This window comes from Rhodoferax sp. (genome assembly GCF_010365055.1).
Taxonomy (GTDB): Bacteria; Pseudomonadota; Gammaproteobacteria; order Burkholderiales; family Burkholderiaceae_C; genus Rhodoferax.
The window spans coordinates 1-22,704 of the sequence record NZ_JAAFHA010000002.1 but is presented as its reverse complement, the minus strand read 5'-3'; the positions used below and the strand labels follow the sequence as shown (position 1 = coordinate 22,704).

The 22,704-nt window shown below is 61.9% G+C and carries 15 protein-coding genes; 11 read left to right on the top strand and 4 right to left on the bottom strand.

The window, feature by feature from the left end; all coding sequences use genetic code 11:
- Positions 1–106: 106 nt before the first annotated feature.
- Positions 107–1,036 carry an inositol monophosphatase family protein gene (locus GZ093_RS00715; RefSeq protein WP_296480656.1) on the top strand — a complete coding sequence of 310 codons (930 nt, stop codon included), beginning with the start codon at positions 107–109 and terminating at the stop codon, positions 1,034–1,036.
- 537 nt (positions 1,037–1,573) lie between these two features.
- Here GZ093_RS00715 and GZ093_RS00710 read toward each other — a convergent pair.
- The 4 genes from GZ093_RS00710 to GZ093_RS00695 form a co-directional block, all read right to left on the bottom strand.
- A complete protein-coding gene (locus GZ093_RS00710) occupies positions 1,574–4,864 on the bottom strand; it encodes an EAL domain-containing protein (RefSeq protein WP_296480651.1) in 3,291 nt (1,096 codons plus the stop codon).
- Between the two features lies 1 nt (position 4,865).
- Positions 4,866–6,224 carry a TIGR03862 family flavoprotein gene (locus GZ093_RS00705; RefSeq protein ID WP_296480646.1) on the bottom strand — a complete coding sequence of 453 codons (1,359 nt, stop codon included), beginning with the start codon at positions 6,222–6,224 and terminating at the stop codon, positions 4,866–4,868.
- Entirely contained in the window at positions 6,221–9,718 is a 3,498-nt protein-coding gene (locus GZ093_RS00700) for a UvrD-helicase domain-containing protein (protein ID WP_296480641.1), read from the bottom strand. The genes GZ093_RS00705 and GZ093_RS00700 overlap by 4 nt, the downstream gene beginning before the upstream one ends.
- Positions 9,719–10,240: 522 nt before the next feature.
- Complete coding sequence (locus GZ093_RS00695; RefSeq protein WP_296480637.1) at positions 10,241–12,730, bottom strand: PD-(D/E)XK nuclease family protein; 2,490 nt, start codon at positions 12,728–12,730, stop codon at positions 10,241–10,243.
- Positions 12,731–12,866: 136 nt separating this feature from the next.
- On the opposite strand from GZ093_RS00695, the gene trxA reads away from it, so the two are divergent.
- The 10 genes from trxA to GZ093_RS00645 all read left to right on the top strand — a co-directional run bounded on the left by trxA (position 12,867) and on the right by GZ093_RS00645 (position 22,596).
- Positions 12,867–13,199 carry a thioredoxin TrxA gene (gene trxA, locus GZ093_RS00690; RefSeq protein ID WP_296480634.1) on the top strand — a complete coding sequence of 111 codons (333 nt, stop codon included), beginning with the start codon at positions 12,867–12,869 and terminating at the stop codon, positions 13,197–13,199.
- A gap of 309 nt (positions 13,200–13,508) precedes the next feature.
- Positions 13,509–14,771, top strand: a complete 1,263-nt coding sequence (gene rho / locus GZ093_RS00685) for a transcription termination factor Rho (RefSeq protein ID WP_296480632.1) — start codon at positions 13,509–13,511, stop codon at positions 14,769–14,771.
- A 188-nt stretch (positions 14,772–14,959) separates the two neighbouring features.
- A complete protein-coding gene (locus GZ093_RS00680) occupies positions 14,960–15,253 on the top strand; it encodes a type B 50S ribosomal protein L31 (protein WP_296480629.1) in 294 nt (97 codons plus the stop codon).
- Between the two features lie 68 nt (positions 15,254–15,321).
- On the top strand, positions 15,322–17,037 hold the full coding sequence (locus GZ093_RS00675) for a hypothetical protein (protein WP_296480626.1): 1,716 nt from the start codon (positions 15,322–15,324) through the stop codon (positions 17,035–17,037).
- Between the two features lie 123 nt (positions 17,038–17,160).
- Positions 17,161–18,894, top strand: coding sequence for a type IV-A pilus assembly ATPase PilB (gene pilB / locus GZ093_RS00670; protein WP_296480622.1), 1,734 nt, complete (start codon positions 17,161–17,163; stop codon positions 18,892–18,894).
- Positions 18,895–18,914: 20 nt separating this feature from the next.
- Complete coding sequence (locus GZ093_RS00665; RefSeq protein ID WP_296480619.1) at positions 18,915–20,132, top strand: type II secretion system F family protein; 1,218 nt, start codon at positions 18,915–18,917, stop codon at positions 20,130–20,132.
- Positions 20,132–20,974: an A24 family peptidase gene (locus GZ093_RS00660; RefSeq protein ID WP_296480617.1), complete on the top strand. Its 843-nt coding sequence runs from the start codon at positions 20,132–20,134 to the stop codon at positions 20,972–20,974. The genes GZ093_RS00665 and GZ093_RS00660 overlap by 1 nt, the downstream gene beginning before the upstream one ends.
- A 4-nt stretch (positions 20,975–20,978) precedes the next feature.
- Complete coding sequence (gene coaE / locus GZ093_RS00655; protein WP_296480615.1) at positions 20,979–21,617, top strand: dephospho-CoA kinase; 639 nt, start codon at positions 20,979–20,981, stop codon at positions 21,615–21,617.
- Between the two features lie 5 nt (positions 21,618–21,622).
- Positions 21,623–22,381 carry a cell division protein ZapD gene (gene zapD / locus GZ093_RS00650; protein ID WP_296480613.1) on the top strand — a complete coding sequence of 253 codons (759 nt, stop codon included), beginning with the start codon at positions 21,623–21,625 and terminating at the stop codon, positions 22,379–22,381.
- Positions 22,378–22,596, top strand: coding sequence for a DNA gyrase inhibitor YacG (locus GZ093_RS00645; protein WP_296480610.1), 219 nt, complete (start codon positions 22,378–22,380; stop codon positions 22,594–22,596). The genes zapD and GZ093_RS00645 overlap by 4 nt, the downstream gene beginning before the upstream one ends.
- Positions 22,597–22,704: the final 108 nt, after the last annotated feature.

Genomic DNA, 22,704 nt, shown 5'->3' with positions numbered 1-22,704 from the left:
GCTAAAATCGCACTATTGTCGCCGCCCGCATCGCCGGGCAGCGCGCCCGTTCTTAAGTCATGCGGGCAGCGCTTGAGCTCTGTCCCACAAACATCAAACAATCTATATGGCCTCCCCCAATCTGCATCCCATGATCAATGTGGCCGTCAAGGCCGCCCGCGCCGCCGGCTCCATCATCAACCGCGCGGCGCTTGACGTCGAAGCCCTTCGCATCTCGCAAAAACAGGTGAACGACTTCGTCACCGACGTGGATCAGGCAGCGGAGGCGGCCATTATTGAAATCCTGCTCACCGCCTACCCGGGCCACGGCATCTGGGCCGAAGAATCAGGCCGCGAGCACGGCGCCAAAGATTCCGAATTCGTCTGGATCATCGACCCGTTGGACGGCACCACCAATTTCATCCACGGCTTTCCGGTCTATTGCGTCAGCATCGCGTTGGCGGTTAAGGGCAAGGTCGAGCAGGCCGTCATTTACGACCCCAGCCGCAACGACCTCTTTACGGCCACCAAGGGACGCGGCGCCTACCTGAACGACCGGCGCCTGCGTGTTTCCAAACGCATCCGCCTGCAGGAATGCCTGATCTCCACCGGCTTTCCGTTTCGCCCCGGTGATGATTTTCCGAGCTACCTGCGCATGATGACTGACCTCATGCCGCGCTGCGCCGGCCTGCGCCGCCCCGGTGCGGCGGCGCTGGACCTGGCCTATGTGGCGGCCGGTTACACCGACGGTTTTTTCGAGTCCGGCTTGCAGCCCTGGGACGTGGCAGCGGGCTCCTTGATGGTGACCGAGGCCGGCGGCCTGGTCGGCAATTTCACCGGTGAGCCCGACTTTCTGGAGCACAGCGAATGCATGGCGGGCAACCCGAAGGTCTACGGCCAGCTCGTGGGCATCCTGGGCAAGTACAGCAAATTTGCCAGCGCTGGCGAAAAAGCGGCGCTGCGCCAAAGCAATGCGAGTGCTCCCAGCGCCCCAGAGACCCCAGATGCAGGGGATGCGAACGACACTCCGTCGGCATCAACTGACGCACCGTTTTAAACCTGCGCCCGGGTGCGATTCAAAGTGATGTGGCACGCTGAAGAAATCAAGGCCTCACGTCAAACCCGGCTTTGCGTATTAAACCCGGCCCGGCGACTGGGCCATGCGCATGCGGTTTTGGGGTGAAAACACACGCGAAATTGAAGCTGGGGTATGCAAGCGCTTGTCGTCGCGCGCCTTTCACCCCAAAGCCCGGTCGCATAGCCCAATCACCGTGCCTGACGCCGTCGAAGTCAGAATTTCTGCAGTGAAAGGCTCACACCAATACGCGCCATCTTCAACGCAGGCAGCTTGTGACTTCCCCTTGCCAGCGTACCAAAACGCTCGCAGACTCAGTCGGGTGATACGCTTTGCGGAGGTAAAGGAGGAGAACGCGAAGCGGGCGGGGGACACGTAGCAAAGCGTATCGCCCGGCTGATTCACCCACCAACGTAATGTCTGCCCCGATCCAATAGACGCACCTGAGTGCTTCGGAAATGAACCCTTGATCTGAAGCCCACATCACTCACTTTGAATCGCACCCCCTGCGCCCTAGCGCTAAGGGCCCGGCAGCCGCAACTGCTCAACCGGCACCGGCTTGCCAAACAGATAGCCCTGAAACCGGATGCAGCCGTGCTGCAGCAAGAAATCACGCTGGCCCACCGTCTCCACCCCCTCGGCCACCACGCCCAGCCCCAGGCTTTGCCCCAGCGCCAGCACGGTGCGCGCAATGGCGGCGTCGTTCGGGTCAGTCAACACGTCACGCACAAAGGACTGGTCAATCTTGAGCTGCTGCAGCGGCAGCAGCTTGAGGTACGACAGCGAGGAATAGCCGGTGCCAAAGTCATCGAGCGAAAAGCGCACACCGGCGTCGCGCAGTTCGGTCATCTTGGCGATGGCGTCCTGGGTGTCGGTCAGCAGCAAGCTCTCGGTCAGCTCCAGTTTGAGGCGTTGCGGGTTGGCGCCGCTCTGCTGCAACAGGGCCAGTACCTGCCGCACAAACTCCGGCTGACGGAACTGGCGCGCACTCACATTGACGGCAATGGTCAAGGCCTCGGTGCCCGCCTGTGCCGCCCAGCGCGCCAGTTGCACGCAGGCCATCTGTAATACCCACTGGCCCAGCGGCAGAATCAGCCCGGTCTGCTCGGCCATCGGGATGAATTCGAGTGGTGGCACCAAGCCGCGCTGCGGGTGCTGCCAGCGCACCAGCGCCTCGACCCCGACGATGCGCGCGTCCTGATCCACCACCGGTTGGTAATACAACACCAGCTCGTCACGCGCCAGGCCCTGGCGCAACTCCTGCTCCAGGGCCGTGCGCTGGGTCACCAGCGCCTGCATGGTCGGGTCGAAAAAGCGCAGGGTGTTGCGCCCGGCGGCCTTGGCCTCGTACATCGCCAGATCGGCCTGCTTGAGCAATTCCTCCAGCCGCTGCTGCTGGTTGCCAAACAGCGTGGCGCCGATACTGGGCGTGCTGTGGTGCTCCGCGCTGCCCAGGCGATAGGCCTGATTGAGCTGCTCCATGATTTTCTTGCCCACCTGCTCCACCTGCGCGGTGGCTTGCGCCAGGTCGCGATCGAGGCCATGCAGCATCACCACAAACTCGTCGCCACCCAGGCGCGCCACCGTGTCGGTCTCGCGCACACTGGCCAACAGGCGCTTGGCCACCTGCTGCAAGAGCGCGTCGCCCACGTCGTGGCCCTGCGTGTCGTTGAGGTCCTTGAAGTTATCCAGATCAATGAACAGCAGGGCACCGGTGCCGTGTTCGCGTGCACTGCTCACCAGCGCCTGCTGCAGCCGGTCCATCAGCAAACGGCGATTGGGCAGATCGGTCAGCACGTCATAAAACGCCAGCCGTTCGATTTTTTCCTCCGCGCGCTTGCGTTCAGAAATGTCACGCCCAATGCCCCGGTAACCTGTGAACTGACCCTGCCCATCAAAAATCGGCGTGCCACTGATGGCCGCCCAGGTCAGGCGTCCGGCCGCGTCGATACGCTGCATCTCGAAATCGTGAAAGGTTTCATGCGCCTGCAGCGCCGCCCGGTGCGCCGCCCATTGCGCCTGACTGACGCCTTGCACAGGGGTGTCCCAGCGTGTGAGGCCCAAATAACTTTCCACGGGCATGAGGAGGGCGGGCTGTGCTCTGCTATCCACTCGGATAAATCGAAACTGCGCGTCCTGCTCCCAATACCAGTCCGACGAGAGTTCGGTCAGGGCCCGAAAACGGGCTTCGCTTTCACGCAGGCGCTCCTCAGACTGCTTGCGCGCGGTGATGTCGCTGATCAAGCCGTTCCACAGCACGGTGCCGTCAAGCTCGCGCTCCGGCATGGCCTGTCCCAGCAGCCAACGCACCTCGCCATCGTCAAAGCGCAGACGGTATTCGTGACGCCAAGGGCTGATGTCCCGCGCAGAAGCCTTGATGGAGGCGACAAAGCCGTGCACGTCCTCGGGATGGTGCAGCTTGAGGGTGCCAGCCGCATCCTGCATGATTTGTTCGGGCGAGACCCGGTAAATCACACGCACCAGCTCGCTGACATAGGCAAACTGAAACTGGCCATCATTCTTGAGCCGTAGCTGAAACACCATACCGGGCACCCGGCTGGTGATCTTTTGAATGAAGCCGAGTCTCTCCTGCAGCGCCAGGGTCGCGGTGCGCTCGTCCGTGATGTCCTGCACCACCCCGAAGTCGATCGCGTCCGCATCCTCGCCTGCCCAACGCTGCATGCGCGAACGCAACCAGCGCACCCGACCGTCCAGGTGCTGCCATCGGTACTCGACCGTCCTGCCATCTATGCTGGCCCGCGCCTCTTCAAACTGCGGCAGATCGTCGACATGGATACAACTGCGTCCGGTCACCCGATCCATCAATGTGCCGGGTGCCAACCCGGCCAAACGGTACAAGCCATTGGACCAGCGCAGGCTGGCCGGGTCAGCGCCAGAGGTCCAGTAGCCCACCGAGGCCAGACTCTCCATCGACTCAAACAGACGAATCTGCTGATTGAGCCGACGATTGGTGGCTGTCAAAAGCTGCTCGCTGGCCAGCAACTCGGCTTGCATGGCACGCTCGGCGCTGACGTCTTTGAGATAGCTCAAAAAATAGGCGGTATGGCCGATCTCGATGCGGGCGGCATTGAGTTGCAGGGTGAGCCGTTGCCCATCCCGGCGCATGAACGGCACATCCAGATTGCGCAGACGCCCGGATGCGCACGCCGAAGCCAGCGCTGCCTCACGCTGATGGGAGTCGGCCCAAATACCGATATCGACCGAGGTCCGGCCCAGCACATCCTGCAAGGACAGACCGGTCAGCAGCGTCCATTGTTCATTCACGTCCACATAGACGCCATCCATTTCACGGCTGAGTGAAATGGCCACCGGACTCTGGCTGAACACGGCGGCCAGTTGCTGCTGCGCGCGCATGCGCAGTGCCTGGGTTTCCAGCGCACCCGCGCTGTCCCAGAACTTCACCACCGCCCGCGCCGGAGCCGGTCGGAACGCAAAAGACGTGAAAGATTTACCTGACAACAAACCCTCGCCGAGCAGGCTGCGCGGCTCGATCACGCCGCCGCGCAGCGCCACCTCCAACAAGGCGGCCGGTAGCTCCGTGACGGACAAGCCCGGCAACAGCGTCAACAAGGGCTGACCCAAGAAAGGCGCACAGGTTCTGCCCAGCAGCTGGTCGGCCATGGCATCAAAGCTGACCAGCACCAGGCTGTCGTCCTGACCCAGCTCGAACTCAAGCTTGCCCACCAGCCCCCCGGCGGCATCGGCCACTGCCTGCAACTGGCGCTGCGCATCCTGCAGCGCCGCTTGCAGGCGCTGGACGTCCTGCGACAGACTAATCAGCGTTGACATGCTATTTGACCCCAAGGTACGACAACACCCCGGCGCCCGCCTGGTGCCCGCTGGCCAGACATGCCGTCAACAAATAGCCCCCCGTCGGCGCCTCCCAGTCCAGCATCTCCCCGGCGCAAAACACGCCGGGCAGCTGCTCCAGCATCAGGTGGTCATCCATCACCTCAAACAACACGCCACCGGCCGAACTGATGGCTTCATCGAGCGGGCGCGCCGCCACCAGCGTGATCGGCAAAGCCTTGATGGCGCTGGCCAGCGCGGCGGGGTCATTCACCTGCTCTTTGCTCAGCAGTTCGTGCAGCAAGGCGGCCTTGATGCCGTCAAGGTGCAAGCGGCTCTTCAGGTGACTCGAAAGCGAGCGCGAGCCGCGCGGGTGTGTGACCTCGGCCAGCACCTGCTCGGGCGTCCGGTCGGGCAGCAAATCAAGATAGAACGTTGCGTGGCCCTGCTTGATGATCTCGTCGCGCAGCAGGCTGGACGCCGCGTAGATCAGGCTGCCCTCGACCCCGGTGGCGGTGGCGACAAATTCACCCTTGCGCCCAAAGCTGACACCCTGTGAATTGGTGAAGTGAATCGCCACCGACTTGAACGGTTGCCCGGCGAATCGGCTGGCGAAATGCGCGCTCCAGCCGGGTGGCGCTGCTGGGCTTTGGCCGATCAGTTCCTGCAGAAATGCGCGGCGGGTTTCACCCGGCGTCGTGACATCCGCAGCGGCTGGCTGCGCTTGACGGGCCGGGCTGGCGGCCACGTCAAAGCCGCAATTGGCGGGCAGCAGCGGCGCCACCGCCACGCCACGGGCCTGCAGCCACGGCACCCAAGCGCCGTTGGAGCCCAAGCGGGCCCAACTGCCGCCGCCCAGGGCCAGCACCACGGCATCGGCGGCGACCTGGCTCGATCCGTTCGGGCCGTCAAAGGTGAGCGTGGTGCTTACCTGGTCATTGGCCCAACCGGTCCAGCGCTGGCGCATGTGAAACTGCACGGCCGGCCCGGCTACCGGATGGCGCAGGCGGTGCAACCAGGCGCGCAGCAGCGGGGCGGCCTTCATGTCCACCGGAAACACCATCCCCGAGCTGCCGACAAAGGTATCCACGCCCAAGCCTTTGGCCCAGGCGCGCACCTGCGTGGCGTCAAAACCCCGCAACAAGGCCTCAATCTGCGTGCGCCGCGCGCCATAGCGGGAGGCAAAAATAGTGGCCGGCTCGGCGTGCGTCAGGTTCAAACCACCCTTGCCTGCGAGCAAAAACTTGCGCCCCACCGAAGGCATGGCGTCATACACATGCACCTCAACCCCGGCCGCCGACAACACGTCAGCGGCCATCAAACCGGCGGGGCCGCCCCCGACCACAATCACTTTTTTCATGCACTGTTCCAATTCACTTCATTCACTTCATTCACTTCGATCAACGCGCCGTGCGCGGTCAGAAATGCGGCCTTGACCACCGCATCCGGATAAATGGCCTGCACGGCCGCCCGGTAGTCGCGCAGCTGCGCCAGCAGTTCCGGTTGTTCATGGGGCGCCGGGGCCGACTTGTAGTCCAGCACCCACCAGTGGCCCGCGTGCTGTGCGTGCGTGCGCTGCACCAGGCGATCCAGGCGCAGGCATTGGCCCTGGTACAGCAGCTCAATCTCATTGCCCTGCCAAGCCAGCCCTGTATTGTCCCAGGCCCAGGCACCCTCGCCCTGCAGGATACGCGCGGCCATGGCGGCGGCCTGCGCGCCCTGCTCGGGCGTGAGCGCAAATTCACGCGCACAGGCGGCCGTATTGGCTAGCGTCGCGTCGCCCCATTCCAGCAGCCGGTGCATGGCCTTGCCCAGGCGGGCGCTGAGCGCGTCAGCGTCAGCATCAACGTCATCGGCGCTAAGAACCTCGCCGAAATATGCTTCTTTTTTTATAGCTTCTTGCGTATATTCCACGGGGGCTACAGGCAGTTCTTTTATATAAAACACAGCATCCGCCACGGTCACCGGCACCGCATCGGGAGACGCCGCCGCCAAGTCGGCTGCAACTGCGGGCGCCGCCGGCTGGGCCAAGTCGCTCAGGCGCTGCCACCAGCTGCGCTCGGCGCTGCGGTAGGGCGCAATGCTGGAAATAGCCAGCGTGCGGCGCGCCCGCGTTAGCGCGACGTACAGGGCATTGAGTTCTTCGCGTTGGCGCTCCAGCCGCTCGGCCTCCAGCGTGGGCACGGCGCAGGCGGGCGGCTGGCTCTCACTGGCCAGAAACACAAATTTGCTCGGCCACGCGGCCTCCCCCGGCCAGTCAATCAGCACGCCCATGGTGTCGGCGTTTCGCTCGGGCGTGTCGGTGTCAAGCAAGAGCACCGCCTGCGCCTCCAGCCCTTTGGCGCCGTGCACGGTGAGCAGGCGCACGGCCTGCGGGTTGACGGCAGCGGGCGCCAGCAGGCCGCCACTTTTAAGGGCGCGCACAAACGCATAAGGCGTCGCAAACCGTCCGCCGTCGAGCTGCAGCGACATCCCCAGCAAGGCTGTCAGGTTGGCCAGCACGGCGTCGCGCTGACTGGCCGGTGCTGCCGCCGCAAAGCGGGCCAGCACGTCGCCGTCAAAGTAAATGGCCTGCAGCGCATCGTGCGGTGGCAATTGATCCAGCCAGCCTTTCCATCGCATCAAACAAGCCGCCAGCCCCCGTCCGTCCTGCGTAGATAGCTCTGATTTTTGCAGCACATCAAACCAGGACAAATCGGCGGGCGACTGCGCCCGCACCCCTTGCGCCAGTTGCACCAGCGCCGCGTCGGGCATGTCAAACAGGGGCGACTTGAGTACCCGCGCCAGCGACAGGTCGTGCCGGGGCGACACCAGCACGTCCAGCAGGGCCACCAGGTCCTGCACTTCGCAGCAGTCAATGAGATTGGTTTTCTCGCCAATCTGGGCCGCGATGTGCAACTTGCGCAACTCCAACTGCAAGGGCAGCAAGCCCGCGCGCTTGCGTGACAGCACAATCACGTCAGCGGCCTGCAGGCTTGGCCCCGGCGTTTCGGCGTTGGCCAACTGCTGCGCGATCCAGTGCGCCGCCTGACGCGCCTCCAGGGTGCGCAGGGCTTCCTCCGGCAGTTCGCGCGGGGTGCTCAGGCTGTCGCGCCACTGGGCTCTGGCCGTCCCGCACCCATCGGTCTCATCGCCGCTGGATGCGGCCCCCGCCAGACGCTCTGGCCTAGCAATCGGTGGCAGCTTGCAGACCAGTCCCAGCTCGGAGGCGCTGGTGGTATGCGCCCGGAACCCCTCGTAGCCATCGGCCCGTGCCGCCTGCGTCATGACGGTGTTCACGACGGCGATGACCCCGGTGGCGTTGCGCCGGGTGTGGTCGCAACTCAGCAGGTCGCCGTTCAAACCGTCGCGCACAAAGGCTTTGGCCGCCTTGAACACTTGCGGCTCGGCGCGGCGAAAGCGGTAAATGCTCTGCTTGGGGTCCCCCACGATGAACACACGGGGCGCCGTGGCGCCCGCGCCACCGCTGGGACCGCCGCCGGCGCCGGCGTAGCCGCTGAGCCACGACTTGAGCGCCTGCCACTGCAGCGGGTTGGTGTCCTGAAACTCGTCGATCAGCAGGTGTTTGATGCGCGCGTCGAGCCGCTCCTGCACCCAGCCGCAAAGCACCGGGTCACTGAGCATCACCAGCGCGGCGCGCTCCACGTCGTTCATGTCGACCCAGCCGTGCTCACGCTTGAGGGCCGCGAACTCTATCAAAAGCGCCCGGGTCAGGCGCGCCATGCGTTGCTGGTAGACCCAAGCCGCGTGCTGCAGGCGGGCCGCCAGCAGGCGCAGCACCAGGTCCTGGGCCTCACGCACGGCCTCAATACCGGCAATCTTCTCGCTGAACTTGCGCGGCGCGTCCTTGTCGGTCAGCAAGGCGGCAAACGCGGCCGACAGATCACCGGTCGAGAGCGCCATCTCAAGCGCCACTCCTTTGGCAGAAAACGTCTTGGCACTGGCGCCGCCCAGGGCGCGTGCCGCAGCCAGCAGGATTTGCCAGCGCTGCGGCTGGTCGCGCAAAAAATCATCAGGCGTGCCTAAGCCAGCAAACTCGGGGAATTGCCTGCCAAACGGCAACACGGAGCGCAGTACCACCCCTTGCGCATCGGCCAGGGCAAATTCAGTGCGCTTGTCGAGCGCGGTTTGCAGGGCTTTGTCGGTCTGCGCGCGACCGTAGTCAAACACCACCGCCTCGTAATCAAACTGCAGCGTCACACCGGATGAATCATCTGGCCCACCACCACCCCACTCGGCGCCCTCGACCGGGGCTTGCGCCGGGCGCAACAGCGCGGCATAAAAACGCCGCCAGACCAAGGCTTTGGCCGGCGCGTCGTCTTCGAGCAGCTGGTAGTTGGCCGGCAGTTCCATCTGTTGCAAAACCGCCAGCGGCGCACTGCGCAGCAAGGCGGCAAACCAGCTATGGAAAGTGCGCACCTGCACCTGGCGCCCGCTGCGCAAGATATTTTGATACAACTTTGATAGCTGCTCAGGCAATAGGGACGGGGGCTGGAGCTCGTTTTTATCTAAAACGCCACGCAGCTTGAGTTCCTGGCGCAGGGTGGCGTGGTCGGCCACGGCAAACTCCGCCAGCCATTGGTACAGCCGCTCGCGCATCTCGCTGGCCGCCCGCTTGGTGAAGGTGATGGCCAAAATCTCATGCGGCTGCACCCGCAGCTCGCCCGTCTGGGCATCCACCCCGTCGAGCAGAGCGCGCACGATGCGCGACACCAGCATCCAGGTCTTGCCGGCCCCGGCGCAAGCCTCCACCGCGACACTGCGGCGCGGGTCGCAGGCAATTGCGTAGAAAGCCTCGGCGCTGATGAGCTGGCCGTTGTGCTCGTAGGCAGGGGCGGGTTGAGGACTAGTCATTTTTTGGGTCGCCTTTGCATGGTTCCGATGCAATTTGGTCTGCATGGCTTGATCCATTGACCCGGTTACTTACGACGTTCTTGATTTTTATGCGTTGTATTCCCCCCCTCACCCCAACCCTCTCCACCCCCGCCGGGGCGGAAAGGGAGCTAACAGCCACATGTGGCCGCGTCTTTGAAGGTGGGAAAAAGGTACACAGGGGCGCGTTGCCATCAAACTGAATGGGCGGGCTTTCGATTTGCTGCAAGCCGCTTGAGGCCAATTGGCGTTGAGGCAGCGCTTGCTCTGATTGGGCGGCTGGTGGGTGGTTCCCCGAGAAATCCAGGGCAGGCGAGCTGCTGCGACGCCGAATTTGGCTAGAGCGACCGGTCGCTGTTCTGCCTTCACTTTGAGGCCAGCGCGCCGTGAAGCGTAAAGTTCCCGCCTTAAAAAACGCGGCCACATGAAGCCCCCCTCTTTCGCCCGGCGGGGCGAGAGAGGGGTCGGGGGAGTGAGTGGGGGAAAGATCACAAAAAAATACAGTCACGCCAAATCCCAAAAATCTTTCCGACACATCCCCCGCGCAGCGCAAAACTCGCACGCCTTGCCCTCCCCCATCGCCGCCATCGGCGCACCATCGGCAATCCGCGCCATGTCCGTGGCAATCCCCGCCAGCAGCAGGTCGCGCAAGGCCACCACGTCGGACTGCTCGTACGTTTTGGTGCCGTCTTTTTCACCCACATTCACATAAGCCGCCGCCAGGGTGTCATCACCCAGCAGCGCGGCATAAAACGCGAGTTGGGTGTCTTCCGGCGCGTCCTTGATGCGCTGGGCGGTGCTGGCACGCGGCTCGGTTTTGTAGTCGATCACCAGGGCGCTGCCGTCCTGCAGGCGATCGATACGGTCAATCTTGCCCACCAGGGTCAGGTGGCCGAGCGCGGTTTCCCGCCAGCGCTCGGCGGCAACAAAGGCGGCGCCGCTGGCCTCGTGCCCGGCCAGCCACTCCAGGTAGCCCGCGCGCACCCGCGGCCAGGCGGCGGCGAACGGCAGAAATTCGCTGCTGGACAAACCCAGCGCCGCTGTCGCCTGTTCAGCCGCTCTGTTAATCAGAGCTACTCGCCCAACAAAATCGGGGGCTGGAGACTCGTTTAATGCTTCATGAAAGAGCTTGAGCACGGTGTGCAGCCAGTTGCCGAAGTCGCGCTTGCCAAGTTCGGTGTCGAGTTCATCCGACTCTTGCAGCTTGAGTTGGCGCAAGGCAAAGAACCGGTACGGGCAGCGGCGCAGGTCTTCATAAGCCGTGCTGGAGAGCCGGGTCAAGGCCAGCGCATCGCCCTTCGGGCGCGGCATGGCGCCAGGCTTCGCTGTGAGCGGCCGCAGCAGCCGCGGATCCGGCGCCATGACACCGATCTGGCTGAGCTGCAGTTCCTGCACAAAGCCGCTGGCCATCAGGTGCTCGCCGCCTTCGCTCTGGCGCCACAACACGTCCACATAGGGAAACTGCAAGGCGTACTGCCAGGCCGCGCGGCTGGCGGCGGCCAGTTGCGCGCGCGCGGGCAGACCGAGCAGCGCGCGTTGGGTTGGGGTCCACGGGCCGGTCGGTTCGGGTGACATCGGCAAGCGCACGTCGTCGCAGCCAGGCAGCACCACCGCCGCCAGCGGGCGACCCAGTAGCTGGCTCAAGGGCAGGATCACGACCTGACCCGGCGCTGATTTCTCCGGATGTTCTGGCAAAAAACTGGCCGCCTCCAACGCCTGGCTGACCCACGCCGTGAACTCGCTCTGACTCATGGACACGGCCACATCCGCAAACTCGGTATGCGCGCCCTCATGCAAGCGCAGGGCCTGCAGCACCGCTTGCCCGGCAGCGTCTTGCGTCAAGCCCGTCCATTGGCCCGCGCTTTGCAACACGGCGCGCAGATCGACCAGCCAGCGCACCAGCGGCCGCCCGGATTGCAGACTGTCGCGCAGCGCCTGGACCGGGCGCTGCAAGGCGTCACCGAGCGGCACCGCGCGCCACTCGCGCACCGCGCCGCGGCGCCAACCGGCCTCGGCCTGCATCACCAGCTGCGGGTCAAACGCCGGCGCGTTTTTCAGCCAGTCAAGCACCCCGTCGGTGCTGGCGTCCCAGGCGCAGGCGCGCATCAGACTCATCAGTGCGGCGGCGGCGCGGGTGGTAGACAGCGTCCAGCCGGTTTCGTCGCGCACGGCCACGCCGCGCTCTCCCAGCATGGCGCGGACCCGGCGCGTCAGCACCCGATCCTGCGCCACCAGCGCCACCGGCGAGCGCCCCGCCGCCAGATGCGCCAGCACGCAGGCAGCCGCGCGCTGCGCTTCGTCTTCGGCGTCCTGGGCCGCGTGCAGCGCCACCGTGTCCGCGTCTGCGGTAGCGCCTGTTGGGGCGCCTTCCTGCTGCAGCGCCAACACGAAGACCCGCTCACCCAAGCCGTGCTGCAAGGCCAGCGCCAGCGGTTCGCTCTGGAAACCTTGCAGCACCACCAGCAAGTCAGGGCGCGCCGCGAACAGCCGATCGGACGGATAACTTGAGCTGGCCACCCAGGCCAGCGCGACGCGTGCCAGCGCACCCTCCATGGCCAGCACCGGCGCGTCCAGGCCGCTGGCCAACAGACTGTCCAGGCGCAGGCCCCACTGCGCGCGCGCCGCGGGCGCAACAGAAGCGGCAAGCCGGGCCAGACTCCAGGCAGCTTCCATCAGGCGCGCCGCCAACAGGTTTTGATACGGGGCCAAGCCCGCCCGGGCCAGCAAAGAAGCCGCCGTCAGCACATCGCGGGCGCAATCGAGCTGCAGATCGTCCGGGCCGGGCTCAAAGCCACCCAGGCTGCGGGTCCAGTTCATACTGGTCTCGAAACGGGGCAAAAAATGTGCGGGCGCGTTGACGCCAGGCTGGGCGCACTCCAACCCGCGCAGCCAGGCGCTGCGCGCTTCCTGCATCAGTTGGGCGTACGGCAACAGCACCACCGTGCGTGACGCATGCACCCCGCGCGCCGCCATTTCGGCGCGGATTTGACCCATGACACGGTCCCATGCCTGGTCAACAGGATGGTTTATTGCTATTTCGGTCATAGGGATTTGGCGGGCGAGGCCAGCTCTTGGTTTCTGTCACAATTTCCCCACTTTACCCTTAGCCACGATCTAACAAGGAGCCCTCATGGCCAGCGAACTTATTAAACATGTGTCCGACGCGTCTTTTGAAGCCGATGTGCTGCAATCCACACAACCCGTGCTGGTGGACTACTGGGCCGAGTGGTGTGGCCCGTGCAAGATGATCGCGCCCATTCTGGAAGAAATAGCGACCAGTTACGAAGGCAAGTTGCAAATTGCCAAGATGAACGTCGATGAAAACCGCGATATCCCGGCCAAATTCGGCATTCGCGGCATCCCCACCCTCATGCTGTTCAAGGATGGCCAGCTCGCCGCGACCAAAGTCGGCGCCATGAGCAAGTCCCAGATGACGGCTTTCATTAATCAGCAACTCGCCTGAAGCTTTGCGGGGCAGAGCGCGACCACTTGCTGTGGGCACAAGCTCTGTCTCCAACTGACTGGTGTTGCGAGACAAACCGCAGCCACCCAAAGCGGGTCAGCGCCATCTCCACCGGTTTGAGCTTTTCCAGATCAGCCTTGGCAGCGCTTTTAGGCTGCGTCTAATTCCTGTCATAATTACACCCAGTTCATTGACTCGCACCCCTGAGTCAGTTCGAGTTCCCGGTTTAGAACATTGAGGTTATGGATTGCCATCCACCTCACCCAAACCCCCCTTGTATTTCGTTCCATTCCCCTACCTGGCCATTCCATGCATTTAAACGAACTCAAGGCACTGCACGTGTCAGAAGTCCTCAAGCAAGCTGAAGATCTTGAGATTGAAAACACGGGACGCATGCGCAAGCAAGAATTGATGTTTGCCATAATCAAAAAGCGCGCCCGCGCCGGCGAGCAGATTTTTGCCGATGGCGTACTGGAAATCCTGCCCGATGGTTTTGGTTTTTTGCGCAGCCCCGACACCAGCTACACCGCCAGCACGGACGACATTTACATCAGCCCGAGCCAGGTGCGCCGCTTCAACCTGCACACCGGTGACATGATTGAAGGCGAGGTGCGCACGCCCAAAGACGGCGAGCGCTACTTTGCCCTGAACAAGCTGGAAAAAGTCAACGGCGGTGGGCCCGAAGAAAACAAACACAAGGTGATGTTTGAGAACCTCACGCCGCTGTTTCCCAACAAGCAGATGCGGCTCGAACAAGACATCAAGACCGACGAGAACATCACCGGTCGCATCATCGACATCATCGCCCCCATCGGCAAAGGCCAACGCGCCCTGCTGGTGGCGCCACCCAAGAGCGGCAAAACGGTGATGATGCAGCACATCGCCCATGCGATTTCTGCCAATTACCCTGAAATTCACATGATGGTGTTGCTGGTCGATGAGCGGCCCGAAGAAGTGACCGAGATGCAGCGCACCGTCAAGGGCGAAGTGATTGCCTCCACCTTTGATGAGCCCGCCGCCCGTCACGTGCACGTGGCCGAGATGGTGATCGAGCGCGCCAAGCGCCTGGTCGAACTGAAAAAAGACGTGGTGATCCTGCTGGACTCGATCACGCGGCTGGCGCGCGCCTACAACAATGTGGTGCCATCCTCTGGCAAGGTGCTGACCGGTGGCGTCGACTCCAACGCGCTGCAGCGGCCCAAGCGCTTCCTCGGCGCGGCGCGCAATGTGGAGGAAGGCGGTTCGCTGACGATCATCGCCACCGCCCTGATCGATACCGGCAGCCGCATGGACGAAGTGATTTTTGAAGAATTCAAGGGCACCGGCAACAGTGAAATTCACCTGGACCGCCGTTTGTACGAAAAGCGCGTGTTCCCGTCGATCCAGCTCAACCGCAGCGGCACCCGCCGTGAAGAGCTCTTGTTGGCTCCTGAGATTCTGCAAAAAACCCGCATCTTGCGTCAGTTTCTCTACAACATGGACGAAATCGAGTCGATGGAAATGGTGCTCAAGCAAATGCGCGCCACCAAAAACAACAGCGAATTCTTTGACATGATGCGCCGGGGCGGCTAAGGAGACAGCCCGCACGTTTGGCCACTGCGTGTGCTGAGCACCCCCCAATGGGCACCGCCTTGCCTGGGGTGGCCCAGCGCAGCGGCTAGGCTATAATTTGCGGTTTTACGCGACAAGTACGACGAGCTTTTTATTGCGCAATGGTTTGCACAAGGGCTGACGCGGCTAACGCAACTGATGGAGAAAATATGAAAGCAGACATTCACCCCAATTACCGCGAAATTTGTTTCCTGGACACGTCCAATGGCTTCAAATTCGTCACCCGCTCCTGCGCCAACGCCAAAGAGATGATCAAGATGGAAGACGGCCGCGAGCTGCCGCTGTACAAGATTGATACCTCCAGCGAATCGCATCCTTTCTACACCGGCACACAAAAATCCGTCGACAACATGGGTGGCCGTGTCGAGCGCTTCCGCAACCGTTTTGGCAAAACCAAAGCAGCCAGCGCCGAAGTCGCCGCAGCAGTCCCAGCAGCAGAATAAACTGGCAAGCACTCCTTCAAAAAGGCAGCCCGGGTCACCCGCGCTGCTTTTTTTTGCGTCAAACCAGCGTGAATCAAACCACCCCCGCCATCGTCGCCCAAGGCGCTGTCCAGCGCCTGCCGCGCATGGCTTTGTTTTTGTTTTGCGTCGCCTACGTCTTGCCGGGATTGATCGGGCGCGGACCCTGGAAGACGGATGACATATCCGCCTTTGGCTACATGGCGGAACTGGCGCGTGGAGGCACCGCATGGCTGTCGCCGCAACTGATGGGATTGCCACCCGAGGTCGATGCACTGCTGCCATATTGGCTTGGCGCCTGGGCCATGCAACTCGCGCCGGCCTGGATCACGCCCGATCTTGCGGCGCGCATCCCATTTGGCTTCTTGCTGACGCTGGCTCTGGTCGCCACCTGGTATGGCACTTATTACCTGGCCCGCAACCCCGAGGCGCAACCGGTGGCCTTTGCGTTCGGCGGGGAGGCCAAGCCGACCGATTATGCGAGGGCCATGGCCGACGGCGGCTTGCTGGCTTTCATCGCCTGTCTGGGCCTGGCCCAGTTGTCCCACGAAACCACGCCTGCGTTGGCGCAGCTATGTTTCACGGCTCTCTTCCTCTATGGTTTGGCCGCCCTGCCCTACCGCACGTTGGCGCCGGCCATCGCCGGCGTGCTCGGAATGACAGGACTCGCCCTGTCGGGTGCGCCCAGCATGGCCGCGCTCCTGGGCGGCGGTGCCGCCCTGATTCAACTACTGGATCGCTCCAACGAACAAATTGCTGCGCGGCGCACAACGATTTGGGCCGGGGCAATAGGGCTACTCACGCTGCTGGTCGCCCTGCTCGCCGCCTGGCTGGACCTGTGGGCCTGGCGCATTGCGTTGCCCCAGGCCAACTGGACGACGTGGCGAAGCCTGGGCCGCCTGCTGTTGTGGTTCACCTGGCCCGCGTGGCCGCTGGCCTTGTGGACCGTGTGGCGCTGGCGCCATCAACTGATTCGTGGCGCCATGCCCAGCCGCCATTTGGCGCTGCCGCTGTGGTTCGCAGGCGTTGCCATTGGCGCCACACTGACCACCGGCTCGGCGGACCGATCCTTGTTGCTGGCCCTACCCGCGCTGGCGGCACTGGCGGCGTTTGCCCTGCCCACGCTGCGCCGCAGCGTGGCGTCTTTAATTGACTGGTTCACCCTGCTCTTTTTTTCGGGCTGCGCTTTGACCATCTGGGTCGTGTGGATCGCCATGCAGACTGGCGTGCCAAGGCAACCTGCCGCCAACGTCGCGCGACTGGTGCCCGGTTTTGAACACAGCTTCTCTCTTGCCGATTTTCTCATAGCGCTTGTCGCAACATTGGCGTGGGCCTGGCTGGTGAAATGGCGAGTCGGCCGACACCGCGCTGCCATCTGGAAGAGCCTGGTTTTACCAGCGGGTGGCGCCGCGCTGTGCTGGCTGCTGCTGCTGACCTTGTGGCTGCCCTTGCTCGATTTTGCCCGCAGCTACGCCCCGTTGGTGCGTCGCACCCTTGTCATCTTTCAGCATCAGCCACCGTGCGTGGAAATATATGGACTGAGTCGCAGCCAGATCGCCGCTTTTCAATTTCATGGCCACCTGGCGCTGCGACCGACCGGCCCGGACAGCCGTTGCCCCTGGCTGATCGTGGACAAGGATGCCGAACGTTCTCTGTCCAGCGTCGTCAACCTGAACGACTGGTATCGGCACAGCACCATGCGCCACCCAGCTGACCGGTACGAAGACGTCCTCATCTACCGACGCAAAGTCGACTCGGCTCTGTAGTCAGCCGTCATTCCTGAAAATAGCCCGCGTCACCGCCTGCGCTGCCTGCGTTTCGACTTGCATCGAACTATCGTTGAGTGCCGGGTCAAGGAATCGCATCCTGACGTAGTACATTCTTGATCTATGACTGCCGCCGACACCTCGCCTCGTGACCCCCCCGCCACGGCCCTTCCGGGCTTGGGCCGTGCCCTCATCCTGGCGGGGAAGCTCGGGCAGAAGTCAGCTGAAGAAATCTACCGCAAAGCCCAGATCAGCCGCACCAGCTTCATCGCCGAGCTCACCGGCTCGGGGGCCGTGTCGGCCTCGGACCTGGCACACACCATGTCGTCAGCCTATGCGGCACCGCTGGTGGACATGGCGGCCATCGACCGGCAACGTCTGCCCAAGGGCCTGCTGGACGGGAAAATCTGCCATGACTACCGCGTGGTGGTCTTGAGCAAACGAAATAACCGGCTGATCGTTGCGACCGCAGATCCCTCCGACAGCCAGGCTGCCGAAAAAATAAAATTTGCCACGCAACTGGGCGTTGATTGGGTCGTCGCCGAATACGACAAGCTGCTGCAGCTGGTCGCCGCCAACGCAACGAGCGCGTCGGAAACGATTGACCATATCATTGGCGATGAGTTCGAGTTCGATGAGGCTTCGGCAGAAGCCTTGACGGAAAGCGCGGACACGTCCAGCTCCGAAGTGGACGACGCGCCGGTTGTCAAGTTTCTGCACAAGATGCTGCTGGACGCTTTCAGCATGCGGGCATCCGATCTGCACTTTGAACCGTATGAGCATAACTACCGTGTCCGTTTCCGCGTCGATGGAGAGCTCAGAGAGATCGCCTCTCCCCCGATTGCCATCAAGGACAAGCTGGCCTCGCGCATCAAGGTGATTTCGAGAATGGACATCTCCGAAAAACGCGTGCCGCAAGACGGCAAGATGAAGCTCAAGATCGGGCCGGACCGGGTGATCGACTTTCGGGTCAGCACCTTGCCCACGCTGTTCGGCGAGAAAATTGTGATTCGAATCCTGGACCCCAGCAGCGCCAAGCTGGGCATCGAAGCACTGGGGTACGAGCCCGAAGAAAAAGAAAGACTGGTGCAAGCCATTGGGCGACCATACGGCATGATCTTGGTCACCGGGCCAACCGGTTCGGGCAAGACGGTGTCCCTGTATACCTGCCTGAACATGTTGAACAAGCCGGGCGTCAACATCGCCACCGCTGAAGATCCATGCGAAATCAATCTGCCGGGCGTCAACCAGGTCAACGTCAACGACAAGGCCGGGCTCACTTTTGCGGTCGCGCTCAAATCATTTCTGCGGCAGGACCCTGACATCATCATGGTCGGCGAAATTCGCGATCTTGAAACGGCAGACATCTCCATCAAGGCGGCCCAGACCGGTCACTTGGTACTCTCCACGCTGCATACCAACGATGCCCCCACCACACTGACGCGCATGCGCAACATGGGCATCGCCCCGTTCAACATTGCGTCCAGCGTGATCCTCATCACGGCGCAGCGGCTGGCGCGGCGCCTGTGCCCCAATTGCAAAGCGCCGATTGAGATTCCCCAAAAGGCCTTGCTGGACGCAGGCTACCAGGAGGATGAGTTCCGGACACCCTGGGTCAGCTACCGAGCAGTGGGTTGCTCCATGTGCAACAGCGGTTACAAAGGACGCATCGGTCTTTACCAGGTCATGCCCATCACCGAAGAGATTCAACGCATCATTCTGCGTGATGGCAGCGCACTGGAGATCGCCGAGCAATCCAAACGCGAAGGTGTGCGGTCGCTGCGGCAAGCCGGGCTGCACAAAGCCAAATTGGGCCTGACTTCGCTCGAAGAAGTGCTCGCCGTGACCAACGAATGATCCCTTAATTAAAGCGACCTATGGCAACTGAAAAATCAAAGAAAATCAAAGATTTTGTCTTTGAATGGGAAGGCAAAGACCGCAACGGCAAGCAGGTTCGAGGGGAGACCCGGGCAGTCGGCGAGCACCAGGTTCAGGCGATGCTGCGTCGCCAAGGCGTCCTGCCAGCCAAAATCAAGAAGCGCCGGATGCGCGCCGGGAAATCCATCAAACCGAAGGATCTCGCCATCTTCACGCGTCAACTCGCCACCATGATGAAGGCCGGCGTACCGCTTCTGCAAGCGTTTGATATCGTCGGGCGCGGCAACCCCAACCCCAGCGTCACCAAGCTGCTCAACGATATTCGGACCGATGTTGAAACCGGGACATCGTTGAGCACGGCCTTTCGCAAGTTCCCGCTGTATTTCGACAACCTCTACTGCAATTTGATCGAGGCCGGGGAATCAGCCGGCATCCTCGACCAGTTGCTGGACCGATTGGCGGTTTACATGGAGAAAACCGAAGCCATCAAGTCAAAAATCAAGTCAGCCTTGATGTATCCGATTTCGGTCCTGATCGTCGCTTTTGTGGTCACGGCCGTGATCATGATTTTTGTGGTGCCCGCCTTCAAGGAGGTGTTCTCTAATTTTGGGGCTGATCTGCCCGCTCCCACGCTGGCCGTGATTGCCATCAGCGAGATATTCGTCAGCTACTGGTGGCTGATTTTTGGCGGACTGTTTGGTGGCTTCTACTTCTTCATGCAGGCCTGGCGTCGCAACGAAACGATGCAACACGTGATGGACCGCATCATGCTCAAGATGCCAATTTTTGGCGTATTGGTCGACAAATCATGCATTGCCCGCTGGACGCGGACCTTGTCAACGATGTTCGCGGCCGGTGTACCCTTGGTGGAAGCCCTCGATTCCGTGGGAGGTGCCGCCGGCAATTCGGTGTATGAGATTGCCACCAAAAAAATCCAGCAAGAAGTCTCAACCGGTACGGCACTCACTGTGGCCATGACCAATACCAATCTCTTTCCGTCCATGGTCCTGCAGATGTGTTCCATTGGTGAAGAATCGGGTTCGATTGATCACATGCTCGGCAAGGCAGCCGATTTTTACGAAGCCGAGGTCGATGACATGGTGGCGGGCATCTCCAGCCTGATGGAACCCATCATCATCGTGATCCTGGGTGTCGTGATTGGCGGCATTGTGGTGGCCATGTACCTGCCGATCTTCAAACTGGGTCAGGTGGTTTGATGATGGTGTCAACGTGGTTCGACGCCACCGTTCTGGGCATTCTGGGCTTGTTGGTCGGCAGCTTTCTCAATGTCCTGATCTACCGGCTGCCGGTCATGATGGAAGCGCAATGGAAAGCCGAGTGCGCCGAACAGGCTGGGAAAGAGGCCACGACCACCGAGAAATTCAATCTGGCGGTGCCGCGTTCGCGCTGCCTCAAATGCGGCCATCAAATTCGTTGGTATGAGAACATTCCGGTTTTCAGTTACCTCTTTTTGCGGGGAAAGTGTTCCAACTGCGCCGTAGCCATCAGCTTGCGCTACCCCTTGGTAGAACTGGCAACCGGCGCGTTGTTTCTCTATTGCGGCTTGACGTGGGGTGCCACGCCCACGGCCCTGCTGTGGTGCGGTTTCGGCGCCACCCTGCTGGCCTTGGGCTGCATCGACTGGGATACCACGCTGCTGCCCGATGACATCACCTTGCCGTTGCTGTGGGCAGGCCTGATTGCCGCCGCGCTGCAATGGACGCCCGTGGCCCTGCCAGCCGCGCTGTGGGGCGCCGTGGTGGGCTATATGTCGTTGTGGCTGGTCTATTGGGCCTTCAAGCTCGTGACCGGCAAGGAAGGCATGGGTTTTGGCGACTTCAAGCTGTTTGCGGCCCTGGGCGCCTGGTTTGGCTGGCAGGCGCTGGTGCCCATCATTCTGATGGCGTCGGTGATTGGCGCCGTGATTGGCATCGCCATGAAGTTCTCGAGCGGGCTGCGAGAAGGCGGCTACATTCCCTTTGGGCCTTTTCTGGTCGGCGCTGGCTTGACGGCGATGATTTTTGGCCCCAGCGCAATTCTTCGCCCGTTCGGGTTCTAGGGCGATGCCTGTTCCGGTCCGGCTCGGTCTCACCGGCGGCATTGGCAGCGGCAAAAGCACCGTGGCGCACCTGCTGGCTGAGCGTGGTGCCGCTGTGGTCGATGCCGATGCGATTGCCCGAGAACTGACGGCGCCGGGCGGCCCGGCGATTCCCCTGATTGCCGCAGATTTTGGCTTGGATTTCATCACCTCAGCGGGTGCCATGGACCGGGAAAAAATGCGTGCGTTGGCTTTCTTTGATGCCAGCGCCCGACAGCGCCTCGAAGCCATCATCCACCCGCTGGTTCGACAGGAGACACAACGACAGGCGCTGCTGGCGGCAAGCCAGGGCCACCCCTGCATCGTGTTTGATGTTCCGCTGCTGGTTGAATCCATGACCTGGCGCGAAAAACTCGATTGGGTGCTGGTGGTGGATTGCACCCCTGCCACCCAGATCAGGCGCGTCATGGCGCGCAGTGCCTTGACCCGTGCCGACGTGGAGAAAATCATGGCCACGCAAGCCAGCCGAGCGCAGCGCCTGGGTGCTGCCGATGCAGTTATTTTCAATGACAGTCTGTCACTTGGGGCTTTGGTCGCTGAGGTCGATGAAGTCGCAGGTCACTTCGGGCTATCATGCCAACCGTTAAGCCTTAACCCAAAATAATCAGCGTGATCCTTTACGAATACCCTTTTAACGAGCGCATCCGCACCTATTTACGGCTCGAACATCTGTTCCTTAGGCTGCGCGAGCTGGTCTCGCGCGAGTCAGCGCTGGATCATCACTTTGCGCTCTCTACCCTGTTCGAGATCATGGATGTTGGCGCCCGTGCGGACCTCAAGTCCGATGTACTCAAAGACCTGGACAAGCAGAAACACATTCTGGATGGGTTTCGGGGCAATCCTGCCATTGCCGAAGATGTTCTCAACGAAATTGTCACGCAGTTGGACAACAGATTTCAGGCCATGAATAGCCTGCCCGGCAAACCTGGGCAATCGCTGAACGACAACGACTGGCTCATGAGCATCCGCAGCCGCATCAATATTCCTGGCGGCACCTGCGAGTTCGACCTGCCAGCCTACTATGCCTGGCAACACAAGCCGGCGGCCCAGCGTCAGCAGGATCTGGCGCGGTGGATCACCACGTTAACGCCGCTGGCCGACTCGATTCAATTGTTGCTCAAGCTACTGCGCGACTCGGGGACGCCACAAAAAGTGGCGGCCAATGGCGGGCAGTTTCAGCAGAACTTGCCCCAGGGACGCACTTTTCAACTGCTGCGACTGGCGCTGGATGAGACGCTGGATTCGATTCCGGAGATCAGCGGCAATCGTCTCATGGTGTCGATCCGACTGATGCGCCAGGGTGACGATGACCGACTGCACGCCTGCAGCGAAGATGCCACTTTTGAAGTGGCCTTGTGCTCGTCATGAAGTCCACTGACAAAACGCCGCCACCGCGGCCAAAAATTGTGCTGTGCCCAAGTTGCGGCGGCGAGAGTGTTTACGCACCCTCGAACCCATTCCGGCCTTTTTGCAGCGAGCGCTGCAAGAATACTGATTTTGGTGCCTGGGCCAGTGAAAGCTTTCGCGTGCCAGCCAACGACCTGCCAACAGATCAACCGGGTGGTGCTGAACCATTGCAGTGAATTTATAACAAATAAGGCTGTAGCCCTCTACAGGGACTTCCCACCAAATCAAGAGGTATTGGATTTATTTTTTGATAGGCGGTATTCATTGCATTGATGTAAACGAAA

Bases quoted from the DNA above. Each gene is read 5' to 3' on its own strand.
- GZ093_RS00715 (WP_296480656.1), top strand. From the start codon at position 107: ATGGCCTCCCCCAATCTGCATCCCATGATCAATGTGGCCGTCAAGGCC.
- GZ093_RS00710 (WP_296480651.1), bottom strand. From the start codon at position 4,864: ATGTCAACGCTGATTAGTCTGTCGCAGGACGTCCAGCGCCTGCAAGCG.
- GZ093_RS00705 (WP_296480646.1), bottom strand. From the start codon at position 6,224: ATGAAAAAAGTGATTGTGGTCGGGGGCGGCCCCGCCGGTTTGATGGCC.
- GZ093_RS00700 (WP_296480641.1), bottom strand. From the start codon at position 9,718: ATGACTAGTCCTCAACCCGCCCCTGCCTACGAGCACAACGGCCAGCTC.
- GZ093_RS00695 (WP_296480637.1), bottom strand. From the start codon at position 12,730: ATGGGTCAAATCCGCGCCGAAATGGCGGCGCGCGGGGTGCATGCGTCA.
- trxA (WP_296480634.1), top strand. From the start codon at position 12,867: ATGGCCAGCGAACTTATTAAACATGTGTCCGACGCGTCTTTTGAAGCC.
- rho (WP_296480632.1), top strand. From the start codon at position 13,509: ATGCATTTAAACGAACTCAAGGCACTGCACGTGTCAGAAGTCCTCAAG.
- GZ093_RS00680 (WP_296480629.1), top strand. From the start codon at position 14,960: ATGAAAGCAGACATTCACCCCAATTACCGCGAAATTTGTTTCCTGGAC.
- pilB (WP_296480622.1), top strand. From the start codon at position 17,161: ATGACTGCCGCCGACACCTCGCCTCGTGACCCCCCCGCCACGGCCCTT.
- GZ093_RS00665 (WP_296480619.1), top strand. From the start codon at position 18,915: ATGGCAACTGAAAAATCAAAGAAAATCAAAGATTTTGTCTTTGAATGG.
- GZ093_RS00660 (WP_296480617.1), top strand. From the start codon at position 20,132: ATGATGGTGTCAACGTGGTTCGACGCCACCGTTCTGGGCATTCTGGGC.
- coaE (WP_296480615.1), top strand. From the start codon at position 20,979: ATGCCTGTTCCGGTCCGGCTCGGTCTCACCGGCGGCATTGGCAGCGGC.
- GZ093_RS00645 (WP_296480610.1), top strand. From the start codon at position 22,378: ATGAAGTCCACTGACAAAACGCCGCCACCGCGGCCAAAAATTGTGCTG.